The organism is Pectobacterium versatile (assembly GCF_020166435.1).
GTDB lineage: Bacteria > Pseudomonadota > Gammaproteobacteria > Enterobacterales > Enterobacteriaceae > Pectobacterium > Pectobacterium versatile.
The window spans coordinates 285,933-310,939 of the sequence record NZ_JAINZP010000001.1 but is presented as its reverse complement, the minus strand read 5'-3'; the positions used below and the strand labels follow the sequence as shown (position 1 = coordinate 310,939).

23 protein-coding genes are annotated in these 25,007 nt (G+C 52.9%); 1 reads left to right on the top strand and 22 read right to left on the bottom strand.

The genetic code is table 11. The features are described 5' to 3' along the window. Positions 1–3 precede the first annotated feature (3 nt). Positions 4–606: a cytochrome c-type protein NapC gene (napC, locus tag K7X24_RS01375; protein ID WP_010276503.1), complete on the top strand. Its 603-nt coding sequence runs from the start codon at positions 4–6 to the stop codon at positions 604–606. A 569-nt stretch (positions 607–1,175) separates the two neighbouring features. Here napC and ccmI read toward each other — a convergent pair. The 22 genes from ccmI to licT all read right to left on the bottom strand — a co-directional run bounded on the left by ccmI (position 1,176) and on the right by licT (position 24,474). Further along, positions 1,176–2,045 (bottom strand): c-type cytochrome biogenesis protein CcmI, encoded by an 870-nt coding sequence (gene ccmI, locus K7X24_RS01370; RefSeq protein ID WP_224552443.1) that lies wholly within the window; start codon positions 2,043–2,045, stop codon positions 1,176–1,178. Further along, positions 2,042–2,500: a cytochrome c-type biogenesis protein gene (locus tag K7X24_RS01365; RefSeq protein WP_224552441.1), complete on the bottom strand. Its 459-nt coding sequence runs from the start codon at positions 2,498–2,500 to the stop codon at positions 2,042–2,044. The genes ccmI and K7X24_RS01365 overlap by 4 nt, the downstream gene beginning before the upstream one ends. Next, positions 2,497–3,054 carry a DsbE family thiol:disulfide interchange protein gene (locus tag K7X24_RS01360; protein ID WP_039532147.1) on the bottom strand — a complete coding sequence of 186 codons (558 nt, stop codon included), beginning with the start codon at positions 3,052–3,054 and terminating at the stop codon, positions 2,497–2,499. Before K7X24_RS01360 ends, K7X24_RS01365 begins: the two co-directional genes overlap by 4 nt. Beyond that, entirely contained in the window at positions 3,051–5,006 is a 1,956-nt protein-coding gene (locus K7X24_RS01355; RefSeq protein WP_109224676.1) for a heme lyase CcmF/NrfE family subunit, read from the bottom strand. Before K7X24_RS01355 ends, K7X24_RS01360 begins: the two co-directional genes overlap by 4 nt. After that, positions 5,003–5,485 (bottom strand): cytochrome c maturation protein CcmE, encoded by a 483-nt coding sequence (gene ccmE / locus K7X24_RS01350; RefSeq protein ID WP_224552439.1) that lies wholly within the window; start codon positions 5,483–5,485, stop codon positions 5,003–5,005. The genes K7X24_RS01355 and ccmE overlap by 4 nt, the downstream gene beginning before the upstream one ends. Next, positions 5,482–5,703: a heme exporter protein CcmD gene (ccmD, locus tag K7X24_RS01345; protein ID WP_119158740.1), complete on the bottom strand. Its 222-nt coding sequence runs from the start codon at positions 5,701–5,703 to the stop codon at positions 5,482–5,484. Before ccmD ends, ccmE begins: the two co-directional genes overlap by 4 nt. Continuing rightward, positions 5,700–6,440 carry a heme ABC transporter permease gene (locus K7X24_RS01340; protein ID WP_044205278.1) on the bottom strand — a complete coding sequence of 247 codons (741 nt, stop codon included), beginning with the start codon at positions 6,438–6,440 and terminating at the stop codon, positions 5,700–5,702. Before K7X24_RS01340 ends, ccmD begins: the two co-directional genes overlap by 4 nt. Before the next feature lie 68 nt (positions 6,441–6,508). Continuing rightward, entirely contained in the window at positions 6,509–7,165 is a 657-nt protein-coding gene (ccmB, locus tag K7X24_RS01335; protein WP_224552437.1) for a heme exporter protein CcmB, read from the bottom strand. Then, positions 7,165–7,785 (bottom strand): cytochrome c biogenesis heme-transporting ATPase CcmA, encoded by a 621-nt coding sequence (gene ccmA / locus K7X24_RS01330; protein ID WP_224552435.1) that lies wholly within the window; start codon positions 7,783–7,785, stop codon positions 7,165–7,167. The genes ccmB and ccmA overlap by 1 nt, the downstream gene beginning before the upstream one ends. A gap of 628 nt (positions 7,786–8,413) precedes the next feature. Further along, positions 8,414–9,274: a heme lyase NrfEFG subunit NrfG gene (gene nrfG / locus K7X24_RS01325; RefSeq protein ID WP_224552433.1), complete on the bottom strand. Its 861-nt coding sequence runs from the start codon at positions 9,272–9,274 to the stop codon at positions 8,414–8,416. Further along, on the bottom strand, positions 9,271–9,672 hold the full coding sequence (gene nrfF / locus K7X24_RS01320; protein ID WP_224552431.1) for a heme lyase NrfEFG subunit NrfF: 402 nt from the start codon (positions 9,670–9,672) through the stop codon (positions 9,271–9,273). The genes nrfG and nrfF overlap by 4 nt, the downstream gene beginning before the upstream one ends. Next, positions 9,665–11,539, bottom strand: coding sequence for a heme lyase CcmF/NrfE family subunit (locus K7X24_RS01315; RefSeq protein WP_224552428.1), 1,875 nt, complete (start codon positions 11,537–11,539; stop codon positions 9,665–9,667). The genes nrfF and K7X24_RS01315 overlap by 8 nt, the downstream gene beginning before the upstream one ends. A 21-nt stretch (positions 11,540–11,560) precedes the next feature. After that, complete coding sequence (nrfD, locus tag K7X24_RS01310; protein WP_224552426.1) at positions 11,561–12,523, bottom strand: cytochrome c nitrite reductase subunit NrfD; 963 nt, start codon at positions 12,521–12,523, stop codon at positions 11,561–11,563. Beyond that, the gene (nrfC, locus tag K7X24_RS01305; protein ID WP_039532159.1) at positions 12,520–13,191 is read right to left on the bottom strand and encodes a cytochrome c nitrite reductase Fe-S protein; all 672 of its coding nucleotides are present in this window, start codon (positions 13,189–13,191) and stop codon (positions 12,520–12,522) included. The genes nrfD and nrfC overlap by 4 nt, the downstream gene beginning before the upstream one ends. Then, positions 13,188–13,757, bottom strand: a complete 570-nt coding sequence (gene nrfB, locus K7X24_RS01300) for a cytochrome c nitrite reductase pentaheme subunit (protein ID WP_010305738.1) — start codon at positions 13,755–13,757, stop codon at positions 13,188–13,190. The genes nrfC and nrfB overlap by 4 nt, the downstream gene beginning before the upstream one ends. A 48-nt stretch (positions 13,758–13,805) precedes the next feature. Further along, positions 13,806–15,179 carry an ammonia-forming nitrite reductase cytochrome c552 subunit gene (nrfA, locus tag K7X24_RS01295; RefSeq protein WP_223193407.1) on the bottom strand — a complete coding sequence of 458 codons (1,374 nt, stop codon included), beginning with the start codon at positions 15,177–15,179 and terminating at the stop codon, positions 13,806–13,808. Between the two features lie 502 nt (positions 15,180–15,681). Next, positions 15,682–16,695, bottom strand: a complete 1,014-nt coding sequence (locus K7X24_RS01290; RefSeq protein ID WP_130637316.1) for a nucleoside hydrolase — start codon at positions 16,693–16,695, stop codon at positions 15,682–15,684. Positions 16,696–16,801: 106 nt separating this feature from the next. Further along, positions 16,802–17,992: an alpha/beta hydrolase-fold protein gene (locus K7X24_RS01285; protein ID WP_263499211.1), complete on the bottom strand. Its 1,191-nt coding sequence runs from the start codon at positions 17,990–17,992 to the stop codon at positions 16,802–16,804. 63 nt (positions 17,993–18,055) lie between these two features. After that, the gene (locus K7X24_RS01280; protein WP_116362452.1) at positions 18,056–19,714 is read right to left on the bottom strand and encodes a carbohydrate porin; all 1,659 of its coding nucleotides are present in this window, start codon (positions 19,712–19,714) and stop codon (positions 18,056–18,058) included. 252 nt (positions 19,715–19,966) lie between these two features. Continuing rightward, the gene (locus K7X24_RS01275; RefSeq protein ID WP_224552425.1) at positions 19,967–21,361 is read right to left on the bottom strand and encodes a glycoside hydrolase family 1 protein; all 1,395 of its coding nucleotides are present in this window, start codon (positions 21,359–21,361) and stop codon (positions 19,967–19,969) included. A gap of 35 nt (positions 21,362–21,396) precedes the next feature. Next, positions 21,397–23,298, bottom strand: a complete 1,902-nt coding sequence (gene bglF / locus K7X24_RS01270) for a PTS beta-glucoside transporter subunit IIABC (protein ID WP_224552422.1) — start codon at positions 23,296–23,298, stop codon at positions 21,397–21,399. 312 nt (positions 23,299–23,610) lie between these two features. Next, entirely contained in the window at positions 23,611–24,474 is an 864-nt protein-coding gene (gene licT / locus K7X24_RS01265; protein WP_010309611.1) for a BglG family transcription antiterminator LicT, read from the bottom strand. Between the last annotated feature and the right edge of the window lie 533 nt (positions 24,475–25,007).

The following is a 25,007-nucleotide window of genomic DNA, read 5'->3' as shown; positions in this document are numbered from 1 at the left end:
GCTATGAAACAACCAGGAAAAGTGGGACGGTTGTTGCGCCAGCTGTGGCAATGGTGGCGTCGCCCAAGTCGGCTGGCTCTGGGAACGTTGCTCATTATCGGCTTTGCGGGCGGTATTTTCTTTCTGGCGACATCCCAGAAAGGCATGGAAATGAGCAACAGCGAGGCGTTCTGCATCAGCTGTCATGAAATGCGCAATACCGTGTATCAGGAATATATGGAAACCGCGCACTACAGCAACCGCAGCGGCGTACGCGCCACCTGCCCGGACTGCCACGTTCCGCATGAGTTTGTGCCGAAAATGGTGCGTAAGATTCAGGCCAGTAAAGAGCTGTACGGCAAAATAATGGGCACGATTGATACGCCACAAAAGTTTGAAGCACACCGACTGACGATGGCGCAGAGCGAATGGCGGCGCATGAAAAATAACAATTCTCAGGAATGCCGTAACTGTCACAATTTTGACTACATGGACTTCTCAGGGCAAAAAACGGTCGCGGCGGAAAAACACAGCGAAGCGATAAAACTCGGTCAAACCTGTATCGATTGCCACAAAGGCATCGCACACAAACTGCCGGACATGCACGGCGTCAAAAGCGGGTTATAACCCGCCCCCTTCGTAACACTCGGGACGGCGTATGCCGTCCTCAACACAAGCGGAAGCATCCGCCCTTCCCTAGTATTTTTGTGAATACCGTGAGGGTTTCGTGCGCAATAAGTAGTGAGATCTTCTGCAACTCACGTCGCACGCGCCCGACGCGGGACGGCTCAATTGCCGTCGCCCCGCGACCCCTGGCTTTTTGCGTGGAATTACGCCGCTTCGCGGTGCCTTCGGCGTTCGTATCCGCTGTTCGGACCGCCTGCGACGTGCTCCCAGCACGGCGCAGACTTTCGCGGCGTCCATGCCGCTCATCCGGCGTTTACGCTCACCTCAGCGCAATTATTTACGCGAACTTACCCCATAAAATCAAAAGATTGAACTTCGTTCATTGTTATTTTGGGGCGGATGTTTCCGCCTGTGCTGAGAGCGGCCTTAGCCGCCCCGTGTCGGGCGCGTGCTGCAACGGTTGCAGAAAAAACCGTGGGTAATGCGCACGAAACCTTCACCGTAACAACAGAAACAACAAAAGGGCGATATATCGCCCTTCTGCTATTGATGATGAAAATAAAAAAGGATTATTTCCCCGTGGTCGCCTGCACCGACATTGACGCTTTCGCCTGTGCCACGCTGCGCTCAATAACTGCTCGGCGCGTGTCGTTTTGCGGTAACAGTTGCAACATGGCTTCCCAGGCGTTAATCGCGTCCTGATAGCGCTGGGCTTCATAGGCATTGAAAGCCAATAGGCTCAGTACACGCACATTGGTCGAGCCGGAATTCATCAGTTCACGCAGCATGTCACCACCGCGTTGGCTATCACGCGGGTCGGTAGATCGCGACAGCAGATCTGCATAGTCCAGCGCTAGGTCCGTATTTTTCGGATCGAGCTGGAAAGCCTTGGCAAACGCCTGCACGGACATATCGTAGTTATTCAGCAATCCCGCAATACGCCCCAGCATCCACCAGTCTTGTGGATTGTCTGGCTGCATTTCCAACTGGCTACGCAATCCCAGACCGAGACGCGCGACGTCTTCAATGGTCAGTGGTTCGGCGTCAGGATCCAGTGCTCGCTTCATCAGGTCCGGCGTTAACGCCACAACCTGCTGTAACTCCTGCACCCGATTAACCGCGGAAATCTTCCAAAACACACCGAGGCTGACGATAACCAGCAACAGCACACCCGGCAGCAAAACCCAGCTGTTTAGCGGACGCTGTTGTGCCTTCGCATCGCTGGGAATGTCCTGCAATAGCGTATGCTGGAGTTCCTCAACCAGTTGAGCACGTTCCTGCTCATTGGCGACATCCACAGTAAGCTCACGCAGACGATCGCGATACAGCGCCTGATTGATCGCATCGCGATCGTATTCGCCTCGTGACGACCACGGCGCAAGCAGCAGCGCGGAAAGCGCAATCAGTGATAGTACAATGGTTGCGATCAGTAGCATCATTCGGATTTCCCCTCACGTTCCAACAGCGTCTGCAAGCGCTTCTTATCCTGTTCGCTCATCGGTTCTTTGGCACTTCTGATGCGACGAGCACGCCGAATAATCACCCATGATCCCACAGCCAGAAACAGCGCAGGCAGGAGCCACAGCAGAACCGTAAAAGGCGTGATCGGCGGTTCATACGTCACAAAATAGCCGTAACGATCCACCATATAATCGACAACCTGCTCTTTCGTTTGTCCCTGCTGCATCAGTTCATACACTTTCTGCCGCATATCCGAAGCAATCATCGAATTGGAATCGGCAATGCTGTTGTTCTGGCATTTCGGGCAGCGCAACTGCATCGTCAACTCACGAAACTGTTGCTCCTGCGTAGCATTGTCAAAACGCAATACCTCGGAAGACGCCAGCACGCTGAACGACAGCAGCAGCGCGCTAAGGAAACTCAGCACTCTCATGCGCCGCCCTCCTTGCTGTATTTGTCCCACAGCGGTTGCAGCGTTTCTTGCCACACCTGCATGTTGAGATCGCCCGCATGGCGATAGCGAATGATGCCTTTCCCGTCGATCAGGAACGTTTCCGGCGCGCCATACACGCCCAAATCCAGCCCCAGCATGCCGTCGCCATCAAATAAGCTCATCGCATAGGGGTTGCCTAGCGTCTTCAGCCATTCGACCGCTTTGGGACGTTCATCTTTATAATTCATGCCCACGACGCGGATTCCCTGCGCCGCCAGCGTGTTGAGAAACTGGTGCTCCGCACGGCACGTCGGGCACCAGGTCGCCCAGACGTTCAGCAGCAGCGGTTTGCCATCGCTCAGCTCAGATTGGCTATAAACCTTTCCTGCCTGATCCAGCGATTCAAGACGAAACGCGGGAATCGGTTTGCCAATCAGGGCTGACTCCAGCCGCATGGGATCGTCGCCGTCGCTGTTACGCACCAGTTGCCATAGCAAGGCAACGGCCAGCAGTAAAAACAGGACAAGCGGAATTAACAGAATCTTACGACTCATGATGCTGTCCCCCGAACCGCGCGACGCAGGCGATAACGAGGATCGAACATGCACAGGATGCCCCCTAACGCCATCAGCCCCCCGCCGTACCAAATCCAGCGGATAAAGGGTTTGTAATACAGCCGCACCGCCCAGCTACCGTCATCCAGCTTTTCACCCAAAGCCGCATAGAGATCGCGCGTCACACCCGCATCAATGGCGGCTTCCGTCATGATCGCGCCACTGGTGTTGTAGAAGCGTTTTTCCGCCTTCAAGATCGCTTCCGGCTTGCCGTTGTGCGTCACCTCAATCGTCCCTTTCGCGCTTTGCCAGTTCGGCCCCACGACATCACGCACGCCTTGAAACGTAAAACGGTAATCGTGGATTTGTATGCTGTCGCCTGCCCGCATCCGCACATCGCGCTCAACGCTATAATTTTGGCTGAAGGCGATCCCTACCACCGTCACCGCCAGCCCAATATGACCGCACACCATGCCCCACTGGCTCAGTGAAAGTGTGGTCAAGCCGCGCAGCAGACCATGACGACGGGTGGAACTGGTATGCAGCTCGTACACCGTTAAGAAGAACACCCACAGCGCCATCGACAGGCCGACCACCGTCATGGCAACAACGGAATCCTGTAACAGCCACGGCAGTAGCAGCGACAGTGCCGCCGTTACGACCAGCGCAATCAGCAGCAGCTTACGCAGCTTTTGCGGTTCGTCGCGCCGCCAGCGAACCAGCGGCCCCACGCCCAGCAATAAGGCAAAAGGGGCCATCAACAGGGTAAACATGGTGTTAAAGAACGGCGCACCAATCGAAATGCTGCCCAAGCCTAGTTGCTTATGCACCAGCGGCAGCAGCGTTCCCAGCAGCACGACGAGCGTTGCCGCCATCAGGATCAGGTTATTGCCAAGCAGGAAAGTCTCACGCGACCAGAGCGAATTCGTGACCCGCGCCCGTACTCGGTTGCCTTTGATAGCGAACAGCAGCAAAGAACCGCCGATGACAATGACCAGAAACGCGAGAATAAACATGCCGCGCGCCGGATCGGAGGCAAACGCATGCACCGACACCAATACACCGGAACGCACCAGAAACGTCCCTAAGAGGCAGAGCGAGAACGCACCGATGGCCAGCAACACCGTCCAGGCCTTGAAGCTGCCGCGTTTTTCGGTGACCGACAGAGAATGTAGCAGCGCCGTGCCCACCAGCCACGGCATCAATGACGCATTTTCCACCGGATCCCAGAACCACCAGCCGCCCCAGCCGAGTTCGTAATACGCCCAGCCCGAACCGAGCACGATACCTAGCGTCAGGAACGACCAGGCCGCCTGCGTCCACGGTCGGGACCAGCGAGCCCATGCGCTGTCCAGCCGCTCAGCCAGCAGCGAGGCGACCGCAAACGCAAACGCCACGGAAAACCCGACATAGCCCATGTAAAGCAGCGGAGGGTGGAAGATTAACCCGACATCCTGCAACAGCGGATTGAGATCGCGTCCGTCAATCGGATAGTCCGGCAGCGTGCGCGTAAAGGGATTCGACGTCAGGATGATGAACAGCAAGAAGCCGACATTAATCATCCCCATGACGGCCAGCACGCGGGCGACCGCATCCAGCGACATCCCCCGGCTGAATACCGCCACGGCGAAGGTCCAGCCGCTCATCAGCAGCACCCAGAGCAGCAGCGATCCTTCATGTGCGCCCCACGCGGCTGCCACGCGATACCACACTGGCAGCGCGCGGTTTGAGTTATTGGCTACGTAGAGGACGGTGAAATCATTAATCACCAGTGCATGCACCAACACGAGGAAAGACGCCAAAATGCATGCAAACAGCGCCCAGGCAAGAGGACGCGCCAAGGCCATCAGACGAGTATCCTGACGCGATGCGCCCCACAGCGGATACACGCTGAGCAACAGCGCAACGCCTAGCGCCAGACAGAGCAGATAATTGCCCACTTCAGGCATCATAACCGTTTACCCTCTGTGGCCGCCACCGGCGCATGACCATGCTGCCCTTCCATCGCCGCTTTGATTTCCGGTGGCGTGTAGTTTTCATCATGTCGGGCAAGTACTTCTTTCGCCATAATATGATCGTCGGTATCCAGAATGCCCTGCGCCACCACCCCTTGCCCCTCGCGGAACAGATCCGGCAGCATCCCGTTATAGGTCACATCCACTGAACCCTGCGCATCATAAACGGTGAAGCGGACTTCCAGACTTTGGCTGTCGCGGCGCACGCTGCCCGGCATCACCATGCCACCGACGCGTAAACGCTGCCCAATCGCCGGTTTTTCCTGTGTTTCGTTCTTGCCGTAAAGAATTTCACTGGGCGTATAAAAGAGATCGATATTTGAGCTCAATGCATAGAGCGTCAGCGCTATCGTCACTACCGCACCGCAGACCACGGCCACGATGGCATAGAGGCGGGTTTTACGCGGCGTACTCATTGCACCACCTCCATCGTTTCCGACTGACGGGCCGTACTCTTACGCTGCTCGCGCGCCTGCTGGCGGCGGATATCACTCAGTAATGTGCGGCGACTCAAGAGGGTATGACCGACCAATGCGCTCAGCGGTAACAGCGTTAGCACCACTGCCAGCCACACGTAAAAGGCATAGCCGCCCATCGCAAAGAAATCTTGCCAACTCGTGAAAGCGATGTTCATCGTGCTATTCCTCCTTTATTAAGCAGCGCAGCCACCCAAGGCGCGCGGCGCTGCTGCACCAGTATCAAGTTACGCAACCGCATGAGTGACAACGTCACGAACAAGCTCATAAATCCTAACATCATGATTCGCAGCGGGAGACGCATAGCGGGATCGATCGTTTTCTGCATTTTTGTCGATCCCTGATGCAGGGTATTCCACCACTCGACCGAGAAATGGATGATGGGTAAATTCACCACGCCAACTAGCACCAGAATGGCCGCCGCACGACCGGCAAGACGGCGATCGTCAAAGGCGTTGTAGAGCGCGATGATGCCCACGTACAGAAACAGCAGAACGAGTTCCGACGTCAGACGCGCATCCCACACCCACCAGGTCCCCCACATCGGTTTGCCCCAGGTGGCGCCCGTCGTCAGCGCAATAAAAGTAAACACCGCGCCGACCGGTGCCATCGCCGCCACGGCCAGCTCCGCCGTTTTTGACTGCCGAATCATCCCGATAAGCGCACATATCGCCATCACCGCATAGACGCCCATCGACCACACGGCCGCTGGCACGTGCAGGTACATAATGCGATACCCTTGCCCTTGCTGATAATCCGCAGGCGCAAACCCAAATCCCAGCAGACAACCGCCAATCAGCAACGCGGCGCTGATCAAGGCAACCCAGGGGATAAGCCTGCCGCAAAGGCCATAAAGGCGATCCGGCTGCGTAAGCTGATAGTTTTTTTTCAACATAATCGTGTGCTCACTTTGCGTAAAACTCATCCCAATGGGACGATGAAGGCGATCCTGAGATCGGAAAATTATTGTATGCTCACCCGCAATGCCGCCGCCGTGGCAAACGGGCTCAGGGTGGCGCTGCCCGCCAGAAAGGCACCGAGGATGGCCAGATACCCACCGACTGGCAGTTGCATCATCGCGGCCTCGACCGACGCCGTCGCAAATATCAACAACGGTATGGTGAGCGGCAAAACCAGCAGGCTTAACAACACGCCGCTGCGGCGCAGCCCGACCGTTAATCCCGCGCCAATAGCACCCAGAAAACTGAGCGTTGGCGTGCAGAGCAACAGCGTTAACGCCATCACCCACCAGCCGTGGCTGTCCAGCCCAAACAACAGTGCCGCCAGCGGAGAAAGCAGTAACAGCGGCAGCCCACTGACCATCCAGTGCACCACCACTTTCGCCAACACCACTAACGGCAGCGGCAAAGGCAACAGCGTCAGCTGTTCCAACGAGCCATCCTGATAGTCATCGCGGAAAAGGCGATCCATCCCCAGCAGCGAAGCGAGCAGCGCCGCCACCCACACCACGCCGGGTGCCACACGCATCAATAGCTGCGGCTCTGGTCCAATAGCCAGAGGAAATAAGATGATGACGATCAGGAAGAACCACAGAGGGTTAAGAATTTCCGCGTTATTGCGCAACGCAACGCGCAGTTCTCGAGCAATCAGCCGCCGCATTATGGGGTTCTCTCACTCGGCGTAAGCTGGATACAGCGAATATCCTGAGCGAACGGACGCAGCGGCTGATGGGTGGTTAAAATGATGATACCGCCACGCGCAATATGGTGTTCCATACGCTGTGTCAGCATTTCGACGCCTGCCACATCAAGCGCGGTCAGTGGCTCATCCAGAATCCACAGCGGGACGTCGGTGAGCCACAAACGCGCCAGCGCGACACGACGCTGTTGTCCCGCCGAAAGACGCGCCACGGGCACATCTTCATAGCCAGCCAGCCCGACGGCGGCCAACGCTTGCCAGAGTGCATCCTGATCCTGTTGCGGATAGAAAAAGCGCAGGTTCTCTTCACCCGTCAGGACGCTTTTTATGCCCGGCTGATGGCCTAACCACAGAAGCTGCTGATTAAACTGCTCGCGCATACGGTTGATGCGTTGCCCTTGCCAGCAGATCTCCCCCGATTCAGGCGTCGCCAGACCGCTTAGAATGCGCAATAGCGATGTTTTGCCCACCCCGTTGGCACCGGCAATCTGCACCATTTCTCCCGCGCTGGCCGTAAACGACAACGCGCTGAACAGCACATGCTCATCGCGTATGCAAACCACATCGCGCGCTTCTAACATCGGGGTGTACTCCTACTTTCTAATGCCATATACCCTAAATAATTCGAGTTGCATGAAGGCGGCGACGCAGTGAATCCCCAGGAGCTTACATAAGTAAGTGACTGGGGTGAGCGAGAAAAGCCAACGCACATGCAGCTTGAAGTATGACGGGTATAGAATAACATGGTGCCTTTACTCCCCCTCTTGGTGGCCGTAACCCTAAAGAGTTAATCTTTTTTATTGAGATCAATAAAATCGGTGATTCCGGTTATTTCTGTCATCGAGTCGTATCGAAAACCACGCCGACACGCTTAAACCGGAAATATATTGGGCATATTTTTATGCAGCCGCCGAGACCGTTTCGTGCGCCACAAGGCCTTCATTTCATGCTACCTCTCCGCACGCGCCCGACGCAGGGCGGCTCAATCGCCGTCGCCCTGCGAACCCTGGCTTACCGGCTAAATTATGCCGCTGCGCGGTACCTTCGTCGGTATCCGGCTTTACGGACCGTTTGCGACACGCTCCCGGCGTGGCGCAAGCTTTCGCCGCGTCCTGCGGCTCATCCTAAGCCAGCTACCTCCTCAGCATAATTTCTCACGCCGGATAACAGGCGCGACCAAAATCCCGCTAAAGCAAAACGTATCACACGTTATTTCTGGCTATTCTTCAGCAGCGTTGCCGTGTTGATCGCCTCGATCAACTGGACGCGATTAACCCGCGGGCTGTACGTGTCCAGTAAGCGCTGCCAAATCGTAATCGCGCGTGCATAATCGGCCTTCAAGAACGCATCGGATGCCAGCAGCATCAACGCCGTCACTTCATTGGCATCCAGCGCCAGCGCTTTATCGACCATCTCTTGCATCGGCGGTGTGACGGCCTGACCGGCCTGGTAATACAGCACCGTTGCCAGTGCCGAATACAGCTCAGCACTGTCACCCTTCAGCGCAATCGCCTGCCGATAAGCGCGCAACGCGTTGTCATACGCGTTGCGGTAAAGATAATATTCACCCAGCTCAGCCCAGAGGACGCTGTTGCCCGGCGTTTTACGAATGTTGTCCTGCAAGGCAGTAAGCTGTTTTTCCTGCTGTTGCGCGTCGCTAAAATCATGGAGTGGATCGGCAAGTCGCTGGCGTTCCGTCTGAACCAGCGCAGCACGCGGGCTTAGCATGTAGAACGTCGCACTGCCCAATAAGATAACGATGACCGCAGCCACAACGACAATGGCGGGCATTGGGCGCTGCGCAAAAGAAGAAGGAGAGGCTAACGGCAGATCGTGGGACAGCTCTCGACCCAGCATCTTTGCCTCATGCTCGGACAGATGCTTTCCTGCCTGTTCACACTGAAAATGCCAGATGCGCTCCGCTAAACGCTGTAGCTTGTCATCCCCCTCCGGCTTGCGCAGAGACAGTAGCGGCCATAGTAGCCCGGCCGCCAGAACGACAATCGCGACGGCGACGAACACCATACTCAATAGGTTCAGGTCCAACAGGCTCACGCTTAACAGGCTCATGGGCGCGCCCTTCGATTCTGCCGCCGCATCACCCGCCACGCGATAACCGCAATCGCTAACAGCAAAAGCAGCGGCGTGAGCCAAAGGATGCTGGTTTGCATTTTCATCGGTGGGTTGTACTGAACAAAGTCGCCATAGCGTTGATTCATAAACGCCATAATTTCTGACCTGTCCTTGCCCTGCTCCACCATGGAAAAGACCTCATGACGCATACTCACCGCCACGGGCGAATTCGATTCCAGCAGACTCTGGTTCTGGCATTGTGGGCAGCGTAATTCGCCAGCAATCGCCATCGCAGCCTGACGCTGCGCCTGACTGGAAAACGCCCAGGTATCGACCACCTGAGCCTGTACAGAAAAAGCCAGCAGCATGAAAAGGAGCGCAATGTATTTACTCATAGGCCCTTCTCCCTCTGAACCACCCCAGCAGCGCGCCCGCGACCATCAGTAGGCCGCCACCCCACACCCAGCGAACACCGGTTTGCACATAGAAACGCATGGCATAGCGGTTTTCGCCGGTTTTCTCTCCCATCACGGCATACCATTCTCTGATCGGCCCCCAGGCAATGCCCGGCTCAACCATCTGCTGTTTACGTGCGTTGTAATAACGACGTTCCGGCATGATGCGGGCGATCGGTGAGTCGCCACGATAAATCGCAATCACGGCCTGCTCGGCGGTGTAATTCTGCGCCGCCACTAACTCCAGCTGTAAAAATCGGAAATGGTAGTCGCCCAGCGTGACCTGTTCTCCCTGACCCACATTGGTACTGATTTCCTGCTTGCTGCCCGCAGAGAACGCGATCCCCAGGGCAAAGAGCGCCACGCCCGTATGCGCGAGCAGGGCAGGAAGCTGCTGACGTATCGCCGACAGCGGCTGTAACCACTGTGCGGCCATAACCCAGCCGATCAGACCCGCCGCCAGTGCGACGGCGTACCCATGTGGCCATAAGACCAGCGCGGTGATGACACCGACAGCCAGCGTCACTTCGAAACGCCGGACAGGCCATCGCGCACTGCGTTTCCAGTAGCCTCCCGCCGCTACCCCGATGAGCAACAGCATCAGGCCACCGAAGGGCAAGAGCACACGGTTAAAATAGGGCGCGCCCACGGAGATTTTCCCCCAACCCGCCAGCCCATAGATCATTGGGTAAAGCGTGCCAAGTAATACCACCAGCGCGACGGCACTGAATAACAGCAACACCAGCAATATCGCCATTTCCCGCGACCAGCCGGAGAAGCGGGCAGCAGAATGGACAAGCTGAGCCCGCCAGCCATAAACCGCCAACGCCGCCATACTCAAGCAAGCAAACAGGATAAATAGAGGCACCGCACGGTCATGTTCGAGAGCGAATGCATGAACCGACACCAGTATCCCGGAGCGCACAATCAGCGTGCCCAACAGGCATAAAATGAACGTCAGCAACGCCAATATCAGCGACCAATGGCGAAAGATGCCGCGCATGCGGGTGACAGACAGGCTGTGCAGTAATGCGCTGGCCGTAAGCCACGGGAGCAGCGAGGCGTTCTCTACCGGATCCCAGAACCACCATCCTCCCCAGCCCAGTTCGTTATAGGCCCACCACGATCCGAGGATGATTCCTAGCGTCAACAGGCTCCAGGCGGGCAGCGTCCAGCGCCAACAAATCCAGGCGGCGGGCGCAGTAAACTCACCGTGAATCAGGGCGGCTAACGCCAGCGCCGCACTCACAGTTAGCCCGCCATAGCCCAGATAGAGCAACGGCGGATGAAGAATAAGGCCAATGTGTTGCAGCATGGGGTTGAGATCTCTTCCCGCCACCGCTGGCGGGAAGAGACGCACAAAGGGATCGGAGAAAAAGACAATGAACACCAGCAGCGCAGTCGCGATCACGGCCAGCATCGCCAGCGTCAGCGGAAACAGATCGCTCTCCGCCTTACGATAGCGACAGGCGAACACGGCACTCCAGCCGGTTAAACATAACAGCCACAGCAGCAGCGATCCTTCATGCCCGCCCCAAACCGCCGCAATTTTTAGCCCCAGCGGTAAATCACGATGGCTATGCTGGGCGACGTAATTAACAGAAAAATCATCCTGTACCACGCTCAGCGTCAGCGCAATAAACGCAAACAACACAAGACCAAACAGTACCAACGTCCAGCACCGCGCCAGTCGGTAAGTACCCGACCAGCGCAGGGAGTAGCCTGAAAATGTCAGCAACGCCGTCTCCACACCGACGCAAACCGCCAGCGACAGCGCGACATACCCAAATTCTGGCAATAACAACATTAACAGGCCTCTTGCTGGGAATTAGACAACGGTTAACTGCCCCGCATAGAGGATAAAGAAGCGCAGTAGCAAGACGCCCACCAGACTCATACCGCAGACCGCCAGCACGCCATAAGGTGAATGCTGTCGGTTAGCCCATGACTTGAGCAGCAAGGGAAGGATTAATCCAATCCCTACCACGCCCAGCCAGAACCACACGGCCCAGAACCCACCACCCACGGCGGCCACCAGCGCCCGCTGCTTCCCATCGTCCCCTAAAGCAAGGCCGATAAAGAACGCAAACAGTAAGAAGATTTCTAGCCACATGACCGGCGTTTCGACACGGTGTACAAAGTGCGCTTCTTCACTATGCGGATTGCGACGATAGCGGCAGGCCATGGCGATCAGCGCTACTGCGGCACCGGAGGACACCCCCGAAAACAGGAATAGCGCCGGTAAGATCGGGTTATTCAGCAGCGGATAGGTCTTCAACGCGGAGAGTAAAAACCCGGTATAAGCCCCTAACATCACCGCCAGCAGTAACATCACGATATCCAGCGATTTCTGCATCGGTGCCAGCCAGCCGAGCACCTTGGGAAGCATGACCAGCTTCGGCAACCAGCGCTGTTGCAGCACGATAACCTGCTCGCTGAAAATGTTGACCAACCAGACCGCCAGCGCCGCCATATAGACCTGAAACAGCATGACCCCAACCGACATCACCGAGGTAAAGCTGTAATGGAACATAAGCTTCCAGAACGTCCAGGGGCGCGTCAGGTGGAAAACCAGAATCAGCAATCCCAGAATAATGGTGCACGGTGCAAGAATCAGTGTGGTGCGCATTAACGTACTGTCGGCGGTTGCCTGTTCGGGGTGGTAGCGTCGCAGTAAGACCGACAGCGTCACCAGTCCCGCAGAAATGCCCACCAGGAACAGGTAAATCGCAATCGGCCAGTCCCAGACTAACGAAGCAAAATGGAATGCGCTTGAAGACACGGGCGTCATTGATGAACCTCCCCGTATTTAAACGGTACGCGATAAACCTTAGGACGAGTGCCGAGCGCGATTTTGTAGCGATACGTCGGCTGTTGACGAAGCAGGCGGGAAATCTCGCTGTCAGGATCGTCAAGGTTGCCGAACGTCAGCGCGTTCGTCGGACAAGACAACACACAGGCGGGCAGTTTTCCGGCTTTCAGGTTAGTCTTGCGGCAAAAATCGCACTTGTCCGCCGTTTTCGTCTTCGGATGAATAAAGCGCACCTGATAAGGACAGGCAGCAATACAGTATTGGCACCCTACGCACAGATCGGGATTCACATCCACAATGCCGTTTGTCGCATCACGATACGACGCCCCGGTCGGACACACGTCAACACAAGGCGCATGATCACAGTGCTGACAGGAGTGACGGAAAAAGCGGTATTTCACGTCTGGGAAGGTCCCAATCGGTTCGCTGCGAATGATCGTCAAGCGCGAGACGCCTTCCGGCACCTGATTGACTTCCCGACAGGCATCCATGCACGCCGTACAGCCGATACAGAGCGATTCATCGTGGATCATGCCATAGCGGACGCCGTTGATATTCAGCGTCTGTGCGACGACCTGCCCCGCCGTACTGGTGATGGCAATGAGCCCCCCCATACGGGCAAGAAATTGACGACGAGAGCAACTCATGGCTGCCTCTTATTACCCAGATGAACTGAGGCTGGGTTGAAGTCTGGGTTATTGCGCTGATCGCTATGGCAATCCACGCACAGTTTGATGCGGCTCTTGTCGTTCAGCGTCTGCATACTATCCTGCGTGGGGTGCAACTGGTGGCAGCTAGCGCAGGCCACTTTCGCGACATGCACATCGTGTGGCCAAAACGATTTCTGCAACTGTTCCGGCGTATGACATGACATACAGACGCTGTTTTGTTCTTCCACCTTATACATCGGGAAGTTAAAGCGCATGACATCTCTAACGCCTTCGCGGTGCATCGGCGATGGCTTGCCGTGGCAGTTTGTGCAGGTCAGCTGTTTCTGGTTATGCGGGTTGACGGCGGAGGCATGTTTGCCCTGCATGCCATCCTCTTCCGGTTTATGGCACTGTAGACACGCCTCATCGGGATTGCGCTGTGGCATGACTTCCCAGCGCTCTCCTTTTTCCGCCTGAGGTGCGGGCTGCGTCAGCCCTGGCAATGCCCAAAGCATGCCTGATACCAGCACCCCGGCAGTCAATAACGAACGTAATACGCTCATATCCACTCCACTTTATGATCGCCCGCGTCCACGGGCGATGAGGGGTTATTAGTTCAGTCGCCCAGCTTTGCGCGCTTGCTCATCCCACTGCGGCACTACCGTATTCAGGAAATCCTGTTTTTCGGCTTTGATTTGCTGCATGTTGAGCCCAATCGCCTGCTGCGCTTTCTCTTTCGTCGAGATATCCGGCAGCTTGACTTCCCCTGTCACCCCTTTTTGTGCCAACAGACGCACCAGTTTGGTTCTCGCCTCGGCGGATTTACTCAGCGAGGTGCCGAGCATCCGTAAGCCTTCATCCGGCGCATGCATGTGAATACCGTGAGAGGCAACCGCCAGATCCCAGCGCCATTGCGCGTGGCGAATATCCATCAGAATCGGCTGCATTTCTGCTTCGGTTGCACCGGCATCCCAGGCCGCTTTAGCCTCAAAGTGCGCGTGAACCAATTGCTCTTCTGCTTTCAGTTTTAAGTCCTGAATAGCCGTTTTGCGTTCAGCAACCACCTTCTGCATCGCCGCTTTATCCTGCGTGTGGCAATTGGTACAGGTTTCGCCGTAATTGTCGAAAGGGTTGCCGATCTTGTGATCGGTATACAGCTTGCCGTCCGCGTTTTTCACTTTCGGCATATGGCAGTCGATACAGGTCACGTTGTTTTTACCGTGAATACCAATGCTCCAGGTTTCATATTCTGGATGTTGGGCTTTCAGCATCGGCGCGCGGGAAAGGGTATTGGTCCAGTCGGAGAAGGAAATGGCGTCATAGTATTTTTCCATGTCTTCGACTTTCGTGCCGTTATCCCATGGGAATTTCACCGCTTTGTCTTTACCGGAAAAATAATACTCAACGTGGCATTGTCCACAGACCATCGATTGCTGCCCAAACCGACTGGTTTGATCAAACGGTTTGCCAATGGCTTCCATTGCACGCTCTGCGTAAGGACGGGACAGCGTCAGCGCCGGTTTGCCCTGAGCAAAATCTGGGGACGCAGTATCATGGCAGTCCGCACAGCCGAGATCGTTAGTAATCTCGGGCCCGCCTCGCGCCCACTTGCCTTTGAAGTAACCGTCCTCGCCTTCCTGTTGGATCAAGCGGGCGACATCCGGGCTTTTACAACTCCAGCACGCCATCGGCAGAGGGCCATCTTCTGCCGTCTTGGGTGCACCGGTACGCAGCGTTTCACGCACGTCCGTTATGGCGTAGGCATGGCCGCGCGGCTTGTTATAGTCTCTGGAGAAGGGATAACCCGCCCAGAGGACCACCATCATGGGGTCTTCTGCCAACGCATCATGACGTTCAGACTGTTCAGTGGTCGCTTTCCACGAGTTGAACTGATCGGGGTGTTGATTGGTGAATACGGAGTTTCTTGCTTCTATCGGGGCGGGTGGTGGTGACACCGGAGCATCAGCGGAATAGGCTGGCATCATTAGAAAGAGACTGGCTACCATGCCCCACAGATAGGAGATTGACGTGCTTATCCTGACCATGCGTTTGTGTCCAAATTAAGCCGCCTACTGGCGGTCATTTTAGTTATCCATTTGACAGAAACCACAACAACTGTCGTGACATTACTCGCACTATGAATAACAAAAAGATGCATTAAAAATATTGTTTTTGATCAAAGGTAAAGAAAAGTAATGAATCGTATCGAAAGTTATATGAGGATTGTCTCAGTCACAGCGGGTGGACATAGCAGGATATGGCGAGGGGATTAAGCGCTGAGGGCTGAAAAATTAATCACTTAAAAAGCGGGCGCTTAAGTATAAAGGTAGATGGCGAAAATACTGAGATGAAGTGCCCATTTCGGCAGTTCATCCCCGTGTATTTGCTGATAAAGCGCGGCGTTTTGCCTGATAGAAAAAGTTCAGAAGCTCAATAAGTGGGGCTTAAGTGAAAAATAGTGCCCCAGAGTATACCCTTCCGGGATTTTTATTTCCCTTGACCATAGGCCAACGCCAACTTGGCGTAGAAATCTTCCAGCGTGAAGCGGGCATCAACGGCGTTATACACTCGAATCTGGCGCGCATTGTCCTGCAGTGCATAGGTCAGGTCGTCGTTTAGCTGCGGTGCGTTGACCAACGTGTAGTGGTATTCATGGTCATCCAGCAGCAGAGAAACCGAGGGGTTATCACCCAATACCCAGACTTCGCTTTTCGGCCAAGGAACGTCCTTGATGGTTTCGGAAATCGCACGATTAAACTCGATCAGCTGTTGCCACAGATACTCCCCAACTTTCCCCTGCGGCTTAACGCGTACGGCAAGCTCAGACAGCGAGACGCGCACGGACATATAAACATTATGCGGCACCTGCCACAACGGCACCTGAGACTTGAATACGCTGTTCGCCGCGACCGGATCGTTAAACATATTGTATTCCCAGCCACCTTTCGGATAAGGCATTCCACCAATCCACACCACCGTCATTTTACTGGCGATCGTCGGTTCAGCCTGTAGCGCGGCGGCAATATCCGTAATCGGCCCCATGACTAACACAAACAAAGGATGCGAATCGTCTTTTAACGCTTCCTTGATCAGCATCTGCGCCCCTTCACTCAACGCAGGCGCGCCACCGTCGGCTTTCAGCGCCTGCGTCGCACCGCGATAAACGGGAATGTCCGTTTTCCCCATAACCTTCATCAGGCGTTGAAGCTCATGATAGCTTTCCATCATGCTGTTTTCGCCATCACGTTTCATCAACGGCGCAGTACGAGAGTAATGGGCGGCAATCAGCCCTTTTACCTGCATCGTTGGCGTCAGCACCGCATGGGCAACGGCAAAATCATCGTCAGCCTCGTTTTTCGCATCGGCGCTAATAATGACGCGGATCTGTTTATGATCGGCTACATCAAAAGGTGAAGTTTGAGCCTGCGCAGTGAACGCACTGAGGAACGGCAATGCCACGATCAGCATGACAAACCGGGAAAAGTACCTGTGAATAGACATGATTATCCTTAACGGTGCTTGGCAATCGTTGATATGACAGCTCGGCGATTCAAGCTGCCATCAGAGAAAGCAGGCATGCCACGACGCAGCCCGCAGCATGAAGACGCTATTTAAAAAGCTTCTGAACAAACTCGCTGTAGGCCGGTCGCCAGACATCCATTTCATGGCCGAGATTCGGATAATGGCGGTAGTCAAACCGGATATTTTTCTGCTCCAGTACGGTTTTCAGACCCGCAATATCCTTACCGGTGATGTTGTCGGTTTCACCAATCACCACCGTGAAGTTCTTCAGTTGCTGATTGATCTGCTCCGGTCGCTCAAGCTGTGCGGCGACGGCTGCATTCGGCACCGTTTCGGTAGTCACGCCGCTGAACGTTGCCAGCCAGCCGAAGTGATCCAGGTGGCTCATGCCGGATACCAATGCCTGATAACCGCCCTGAGACAGACCGGCCAGCGCCCTGCCGTTCGCATCCTGACGGACGTTAAAGCGTTTGCCGATCTCGGGAATAATGTCATGGATGAGTTCCTTGTCCGCCGCTAGCGCATTGCGCGGATAGAACACTTTACGGCGCTCCTGCGGCGGATAGTCTTCCGGAATAATACCGAGAACGTCCGTTTCCGTATCAGGAATGACGACCAGCATCGGCTCAATCTTTTTCTCCGCCAGCAGGTTATCCATCATCTGCGGTATCCGCCCCTGCACCACGGCCGATGCGCCCGTGTCGCCAAAGCCATGATAGAAGTACAACACCGGCAGCGGTTTTGACGATTCGCTATAGCCCGGCGGCGTCCAGACATAGACCTGACGCTCTGATTTCAATGCTTTCGAGTGATAGGTCAGCGTTCTTAGCTCACCATGCGGTACCTGACGCACATCCAGAATGCTCCCCGGCACCAGAATCAGGCTGGTATTCACCTGACGCTGCGGTTTAGTCAACGCCGTGCCGGTATCGACGGTGCGGAAGCCATCCACGCTGAAAAAATATTCATACAGGTTCGGTGCCAGCGCTGACGTTTTGAACGACCATACGCCAGATTCATCTTTCATCATCGCATGGGACACGATGCTATCGGGCGTCGAACCGGTAAAAACACTGACCTGCTTCGCCGTTGGCGCAAACAGGCGGAAAGTGATACTGCTATCCGCGTTCACCGCCGTGACATACTGGCTTACGGGGACGGTTGCCGCGGGCATAACCGGAAAATCGGCTGGTAGCGCGAATACATGCATTGAGGCGCAGGCAAACAGACTTGTTGCCAGTATCGACACTGTTCGATTCTTTAAATTTATCAGCATATTGTTGTTCCATCTTAAAGAATGGCAGGCATTGCAGCCTGCCATATTTGCAGTAATACGTTGTTACCACCACACCTCAGCTTGAACACCAACTATAAACTGAGATTTATTTTTATCATCCGAGAATTTGTAGCCCGAAATCTCATTATCCAGAATATTTAAGTAAGTACCGTAGAAACGAATTTCCGGTCTGGAGTTCAGGATGCTGGTATCAACTTTCAGCGCATGATAAAGCGTGGTTTTATAACCAGACTCGCGGAAATTCACACCGGCTTGATTGGTATTTTTCTGCGTAAACCAGCCTAGCTCCACGCCAGTTTGGTTATAGTTATCCCAAATATAGGCGGGACGAATAACGGTACGGATACTTTCGAAATCGCTGTGCGCACCCGTTTCATAGCTATAAATATCATTACCCCAGGAGTACACCAACGCATTAGCCATGATGACGTTGTCATGCAAATACATTTCACCTTGTGAAATTACGCGAAACGCATTACCGCCCGTGTGATCGCCATAATAGTTTTCACCCTGTCCAATTGACGGATTACCGTCATTGTAACGGGCAAACCCACTGGCGATAGAGTTATTCGCTGACTGCAACGTAAATTCGTTAAATCCACCGCGTGCATCCAGCTTCTGTTTGACGATTGCCGTCGCCAGATAGCTGTCCTTCATTTTGAAGTATTCATTATTGCTTTCGTTATGTTTCTGGCTATCGTTCTTATTTGCCATCACATATTTACCAATCAGCGTTAGCGCACCGTCTTCCCACAATGGTAGGTTTTTATACCGAACCTCCATCGTGTTGGTATTCATTTTGGTTTTATCCGCGTTTCTACCAATATTCGGGTTTTCGTATTCTCGGGCATAAACATTAACGTCTTCACGCGTCAAAGCGAGATCTAATTTACCCGGTCCCGCATTCATATTCTCTATACCAACCCCAGCACCGGCATAAACACGATCGCTTTTCCAGTCCAGCATTTGAATTTCATATACGGGGAGGACATGTTTACCGACCCAAAAATCTGCTTCTGGCGCAAAAGGCAGGAAGCCGTTGGTTGTCAGGTACAAATCGGAGAACTGAAGGACGTTCTCATTACCCGTATTATCACCAAACCAGCCCGCGCTGTATTGCTGTCCAACGTTTCCGTCGAGTTTAACCACGGCGTGTGCCGTCTTGCCATCTTTGTTATAAACGCGCTGGGTGAGAAGAAGATCGAACCAACCAGAATGTTCATTACCAAAACGACCTAAAGAACCAATGGCATAGGACTCCGGTGAACCATTTGTCCCGGTTGCCCAACCGGAACGTAAATAACCGGTATAGGAGAAACCGATGTCATCTTTAACGTATTTGCTAATTTCATCCAACGTTAGCGGTTTTTGCTGTGTATTTGCAGCCGTGACAACATCAACCGAGCTTGCCGCAGAGGCGGCTACCGTATGGTTAGCCGGAGAACTGTCAACGGATGCAACAGCCCGTGTTTTATCTTTCGCCGTTGAGTTTACGGCAACTTGGGTTTTATTCTCTGCGATCGTCTTATATTCGCGCAGCTCTTTTTTGGTTGACTGCAATTCGGCTTTATTTGCCGCCAGTTCTTTCTCCAATAGTTCCAGTCTTTCCTCTACGGTCAATTTCGCGGCCATAGCACCATTAGACAAAAACACTGACGACATCAGTAATACCATCATCTTTACAGGGAATTTTTTACGCATGATTATTATCCGAGTAGGGTACATTTTTAAATTGAAAACAACATGCCTTCGACGCTAGCCGAAAGCTCGTCTATTTATAAAAGTTTGAAAAACCCAAATGACCGTTTATATGATTTAATGGCTAGTCAACACCCTCCCGTTTCATTTTATTCTCCTGCCATCTTTCCCATGGGTAGTAAAAAATAGAGTTCGCATTCATTCCAGAATTTTTTTCTGAGAATGAATGCGTAAATAACGTAGCGATACGCTGATTTATTTCAACGCTTCTCCGTTAGAGGAAATAACGTCTTTATACCAGTAGAAACTTTTCTTACGTCGGCGTTCTAACGTACCGTTCCCTTCATCATCACGGTCAACATAAATGAAGCCGTAGCGTTTCGACATTTCGGCTTTTGACGCACTAACCAGATCGATCGGGCCCCAGCAGGTGTAACCCATAACCTCAACGCCATCTTCAAGAGCTTCACCCACTTGATACAGGTGATCGTTCAGGTATTTGATGCGATAGTCATCGTTAATGCTGCCATCGCTCTCAAGTTTGTCTTTAGCACCTAAGCCGTTTTCCACAATGAACAGCGGCTTTTGGTAGCGGTCATACAGATAGTTCAGCAAATAGCGCAGCCCTTCCGGGTCGATCTGCCAGCCCCACTCGGAGCTTTCCAGATGCGGGTTAGGCACCATATTCAAAATATTGCCGCGGGCTTTCAGGTTCACTTCTTCATCAGTCGTCACACAGCCCGTCATGTAATAGCTGAAAGAAATGAAATCGATGGTTTCTTTCAGCGACTGACGATCGTCTTCCGTTACTGTCAGCGTAATACCGTGCTGTGCAAAGAAGCGCTTCATGTACGCAGGGTAGTATCCTCGGGTTTGTACATCACCGAAGAACAGCCAGTCGCGGTTCTGCTGCATAGTTTCCAACACATCGCTTGGCTTACAGGTCATCGGATACATCATCGCGCCCAGCAGCATGTTACCGATTTTGGCATCAGGGATAAGTTGATGGCAGGCTTTTACTGCTTTGGCGCTCGCAACCAACTGATGGTGAATCGCCTGATAAACCGCCTGTTTATCGCTTTCAGTGGGTAGTCCGACTCCCGTAAACGGGGCATGCAGCGCACAGTTAATTTCATTGAACGTCAGCCAGTATTTCACTTTGTCTTTATAGCGCTGGAATACCGTGCGGGCGTAGCGCTCGAAGAACGTAATCGTTTCACGGCTTCCCCAGCCGCCGTAATTCTTCACCAGACCGTACGGCATTTCATAGTGGGACAGCGTCACCAACGGCTGAATACCATACTTTGCCATTTCATCAAACAGGCGATCGTAAAATGCCAGTCCTGCCTCATTCGGCTGGGCTTCATCGCCCTGCGGGAAAATGCGTGTCCAGGCAATCGAGATTCTCAGGCATTTGAAGCCCATTTCAGCAAAGAGCGCGATATCTTCGGGATAGCGGTGATAAAAATCGATCGCCGTGTCTTTAATGCCGCTGTCGCCCGGCGTACGCGTGACGATCTCGCCAAAAATACCCTGTGGCTGCAAATCGGACGTTGATAGCCCTTTTCCGTCCGTTAAATACGCACCTTCAACCTGATTGGCAGCGATCGCGCCGCCCCACAAGAATTCTTTCGGAAACTGATGGCTCATCTTTTCTCCTCCCAATTGGGTCATAAATTTCAATGTCAGCGGATTAACGTCAACAACGCGCCCTGTTCCTGCACGGTGTTTCCGGCGGTAGGCAGAACATCAACGTAATCTTCGCTATTGGTGATAATGACGGGCGTTGTCGTGTCATAGCCGGCTTTCTCAATCGCCTGATAATCAAACTCCACCAGAAGATCGCCCTGCTTCACAACATCGCCGGTCTTAATGTGTGCAGTGAAATACTGGCCATCTAATTTCACCGTATCGATACCAACGTGAATGAGCACCTCGGCACCGTCTTCAGACTCCAGTCCGATGGCATGATTGGTCTTGAACAGCGAGGCAACCGTCCCATTCACCGGTGAAACTACGCGTCCGGCCTGCGGTTTAATCGCGATGCCTTTTCCCATTAATCCACTGGCGAACGTTTCATCACCGACCTGCTCAAGTGGCAGCACCGTTCCCTCAATCGGGCTGTTTATTTCTTGCTTACGCGTTGCATCGTTCTGGTTCTGCGTGGCTTGCGGTGCCGCTGTAGCCGCGTTTACTGCTGGCGCATTATCTTGCGGCGGAATCCCAAATGCCCAGGTCGCTACCGCAGCGAAGGTGAATGCGATGGCCGTACCAATAATGGCAGCCCAGACCGAGTTATCGACGCCTGTCGGTGGGATAACCTGCGTAAAGGTGAAGATGCTCGGGAAGCCGAAGGAATAAATGGTGGTATGGAAATAACCCAGAACACCGGCTCCAATTGCACCGCCTAAACAGCCAAAGATGAAAGGACGCTTCAGCGGCAATGTGACGCCATATACCGCAGGTTCTGTAATGCCAAAGATGGCTGCCGAGAACGCCGAACCAGAAATCCCTTTCAGCTTCATATCACGAGTACGCAGCAACACGCCCAGCACCGCCCCAGCCTGCCCTAACACCGCAGGCGTCAGCAGCGGCAGCAGTGTGTCGTGCCCCAAGACGCTGAGGTTGTTGATCATCAGCGGCGTTAAGCCCCAGTGCAGACCAAAAATCACGAACACCTGCCACAGCGCGCCCATCAGTGCGCCCGCAATTGTGGAGTTCAGCCCGTAGATCAGCTGGTAGCCGCCAGCCAGCATATGCCCAAGCCAGGTTGCCGCAGGCCCAATCAGCAGGAACGTAACGGGGACTGTGATACAGAGGCACAGTAGCGGCGTGAAGAAATTGCGGATGTTGATATGCAATATGGCATTCAGTGGCTTTTCCAGACGTGAAGAGAGCCAGGCCGAGAAAATAATCGGAATAACAGAAGACGCATAATTAATAAAGGTGATCGGAATGCCGAGGAAATAAAGTTGCTGATAATTCGCATTCTGCATCGCGCCAAATTCAGCAATCATGGATGGATGCACCAGCGTTGCACCAATCACCATTGTAACGAATGGATTTCCACCAAACTTCTTCCCTGCGGTATAGCCTAACACCACAGGGAAGAAAAAGAATAATGCATCGCTTGCTGCAAACAGAACTTTATAGGTTCCGCTGGTTTCAACCATCCAGCCGCACACTAAACTCAGGGCTAAAAATCCTTTTAAAATACCAGAAGCAACCATGACGCCAATTAATGGCGTAAATATGCCAGATATAATATCAATGAAGCGAGAAAGAAGATTACCTTTCTTCTCATCACTGTCTTCATTACTTGAGGAGTCAGCCTGATCGCTTAATCCAGAAACATCCAGTAAACTGCGATAGACATCACTGACATGATTGCCTACAACGACCTGAAATTGTCCGCCGCTTTCAACCACCATGATCACGCCTGAATTACTTTTCAGCGCAGCGGCATCCGCTTTTTTGTTATCTTTTAATTTAAAACGTAATCGGGTGGCGCAGTGTATTACGCTAATGATGTTGCCACGTCCGCCGACACCATCGAGTATCTCACTTGCTAATGCTTTGTATTCCATCGCCTATCCTTAATACTAAAAAGACTTAAATATCAATAATTTAAGATCGCCAGTTCTGTTTGAGACAAAAAAAAACCTAAATCGTTTTTCCCAATAAACATTGAGAAAACGATTTAGGTTTTGCCTGCCCGCCTAGACTAGCCTGACAGTAACAATCCTGCTTGTTTGTCGGCACAGTAGTCGTGCCGACAATAAAACCAACTTCATCTGATAATTTGCTTTTCACATACTCTATGCTTTCACTTTCGTCGTATGCAAGGACATTTTTCTTGCCACACCGTTATTTTGTGACGAAAAGCAAACTAACAGAAATTATTCCCCATCACCGGGCTCTATTTTATCCTGACCTTCTGTTCGCACACGTTCAATATGAATAGTTAAGAACATCAACTCTTCTTTCGTTAACGTGTAATGATACTTTTGAACAATATGAACCTGTATTTTTTCTGCGCAACGATAAGACAATTGATATCTTTCCTTCACGACATCATGTAATGATTCATCATCACTAAATACCGTACTTTTTCCTATTAGCCGTTGCGCGAAAAATTTCAAATGCGTCACAAAACGATGATAGCTTAACGCCTGCTCGTTATAATCCAGACTCAGCTGATATTTTACAATATTCAGTATTTCCTGCATGATTTTGGTAATCTGCAAGACTTCCGGCATTTCGCTGTCAAGCTGCGCATTCACCAAATGCAGCGCAATAAACCCCGCCTCATCTTCCGGTAACCGCACGGCAAGACGCTGTTCAATAATATCCAGCGCCTCAAGACCAACAGCGAATTCCTTTGGATACAGGCGCTTTATTTCCCATAACAGCACATTACGGATATCCACCCCTTGCTTATGGCGCTCTATCGCAAAGTGACAGTGATCCGTTAAGGAAATGTAGACGCTGTTTTGCAGTTTCCCAGGCAAACGCTCTTTTGCCAGCAGAATGATTTTGTCTGCTGTCGTGATGACATCCATCGGAATCTCTGACAGCAGTTCCTGCAAGCGCGATGTCAGCTCGCCGGATTTCATCACAAACACACGCTCAATCAGCGTTTCGTCCAGCAGATCGCCAGAGTGCTTTTTGAAGCCCAGCCCGCGGCCCATCACAACCGACTCATTATTGTTTTCGTCGATTACGGTAACGACATTATTGTTGAGTATTTTGGCAATCTTCATTTTTCAAACCCTGGAAACAAAAAAACCAGACACCCGTAACAAGAACGAGCATCTGGTTTTGCCTGCTTACGCAGTAACAATCCGCAATGGCAGGTAAACTACCACCTGCATTCAGCTTCTCAAGAAGCATGACACAAAAATGTGATACGGATCGACAGAAAAACATGCCGATTACACGTGTTTTCCTTATTTATTGTCGGCCGTTACAAGAATCAACCGTTTGCCGTCGTTCGCCGTCATACCGTATTTATACCGTGGGTTTCTTAGGCAGTTGCGCAACAAAGTTAGGTAAAAACACCAAATCGCTCAGTTTTTTGCGTAAACACGACAAAATATTCAATTTCATCCCTTTTACCACCTTGTTTCTCGTCGCTTAATAACTATAATACGAAACGTCGTTTCAATTGAATGGTTTCAGCTAAACAACGTGCCACTATCAATAACATTATTATCAACGGCATCGCCAACGCGAATCCCGCTCTCATGCGACGAGCGGCTGCGCACTTCATCACCCATTCACGACAACCATCTAT

Coding starts and splice junctions, on each gene's coding strand:
- K7X24_RS01315 (WP_224552428.1), bottom strand. CDS start 11,539: ATGTTGTTATTGCCAGAATTTGGGTATGTCGCGCTGTCGCTGGCGGTT.
- nrfA (WP_223193407.1), bottom strand. CDS start 15,179: ATGATGCCAGCCTATTCCGCTGATGCTCCGGTGTCACCACCACCCGCC.
- nrfF (WP_224552431.1), bottom strand. CDS start 9,672: ATGAGTAAATACATTGCGCTCCTTTTCATGCTGCTGGCTTTTTCTGTA.
- K7X24_RS01280 (WP_116362452.1), bottom strand. CDS start 19,714: ATGCGTAAAAAATTCCCTGTAAAGATGATGGTATTACTGATGTCGTCA.
- licT (WP_010309611.1), bottom strand. CDS start 24,474: ATGAAGATTGCCAAAATACTCAACAATAATGTCGTTACCGTAATCGAC.
- ccmA (WP_224552435.1), bottom strand. CDS start 7,785: ATGTTAGAAGCGCGCGATGTGGTTTGCATACGCGATGAGCATGTGCTG.
- K7X24_RS01275 (WP_224552425.1), bottom strand. CDS start 21,361: ATGAGCCATCAGTTTCCGAAAGAATTCTTGTGGGGCGGCGCGATCGCT.
- nrfB (WP_010305738.1), bottom strand. CDS start 13,757: ATGAGCGTATTACGTTCGTTATTGACTGCCGGGGTGCTGGTATCAGGC.
- ccmB (WP_224552437.1), bottom strand. CDS start 7,165: ATGCGGCGGCTGATTGCTCGAGAACTGCGCGTTGCGTTGCGCAATAAC.
- K7X24_RS01285 (WP_263499211.1), bottom strand. CDS start 17,992: ATGCTGATAAATTTAAAGAATCGAACAGTGTCGATACTGGCAACAAGT.
- nrfG (WP_224552433.1), bottom strand. CDS start 9,274: ATGAGCCTGTTAAGCGTGAGCCTGTTGGACCTGAACCTATTGAGTATG.
- K7X24_RS01365 (WP_224552441.1), bottom strand. CDS start 2,500: ATGAGAGTGCTGAGTTTCCTTAGCGCGCTGCTGCTGTCGTTCAGCGTG.
- bglF (WP_224552422.1), bottom strand. CDS start 23,298: ATGGAATACAAAGCATTAGCAAGTGAGATACTCGATGGTGTCGGCGGA.
- ccmE (WP_224552439.1), bottom strand. CDS start 5,485: ATGAGTACGCCGCGTAAAACCCGCCTCTATGCCATCGTGGCCGTGGTC.
- K7X24_RS01360 (WP_039532147.1), bottom strand. CDS start 3,054: ATGAGTCGTAAGATTCTGTTAATTCCGCTTGTCCTGTTTTTACTGCTG.
- ccmI (WP_224552443.1), bottom strand. CDS start 2,045: ATGATGCTACTGATCGCAACCATTGTACTATCACTGATTGCGCTTTCC.
- K7X24_RS01340 (WP_044205278.1), bottom strand. CDS start 6,440: ATGTTGAAAAAAAACTATCAGCTTACGCAGCCGGATCGCCTTTATGGC.
- napC (WP_010276503.1), top strand. CDS start 4: ATGAAACAACCAGGAAAAGTGGGACGGTTGTTGCGCCAGCTGTGGCAA.
- nrfC (WP_039532159.1), bottom strand. CDS start 13,191: ATGAGTTGCTCTCGTCGTCAATTTCTTGCCCGTATGGGGGGGCTCATT.
- nrfD (WP_224552426.1), bottom strand. CDS start 12,523: ATGACGCCCGTGTCTTCAAGCGCATTCCATTTTGCTTCGTTAGTCTGG.
- K7X24_RS01290 (WP_130637316.1), bottom strand. CDS start 16,695: ATGTCTATTCACAGGTACTTTTCCCGGTTTGTCATGCTGATCGTGGCA.
- K7X24_RS01355 (WP_109224676.1), bottom strand. CDS start 5,006: ATGATGCCTGAAGTGGGCAATTATCTGCTCTGTCTGGCGCTAGGCGTT.
- ccmD (WP_119158740.1), bottom strand. CDS start 5,703: ATGAACATCGCTTTCACGAGTTGGCAAGATTTCTTTGCGATGGGCGGC.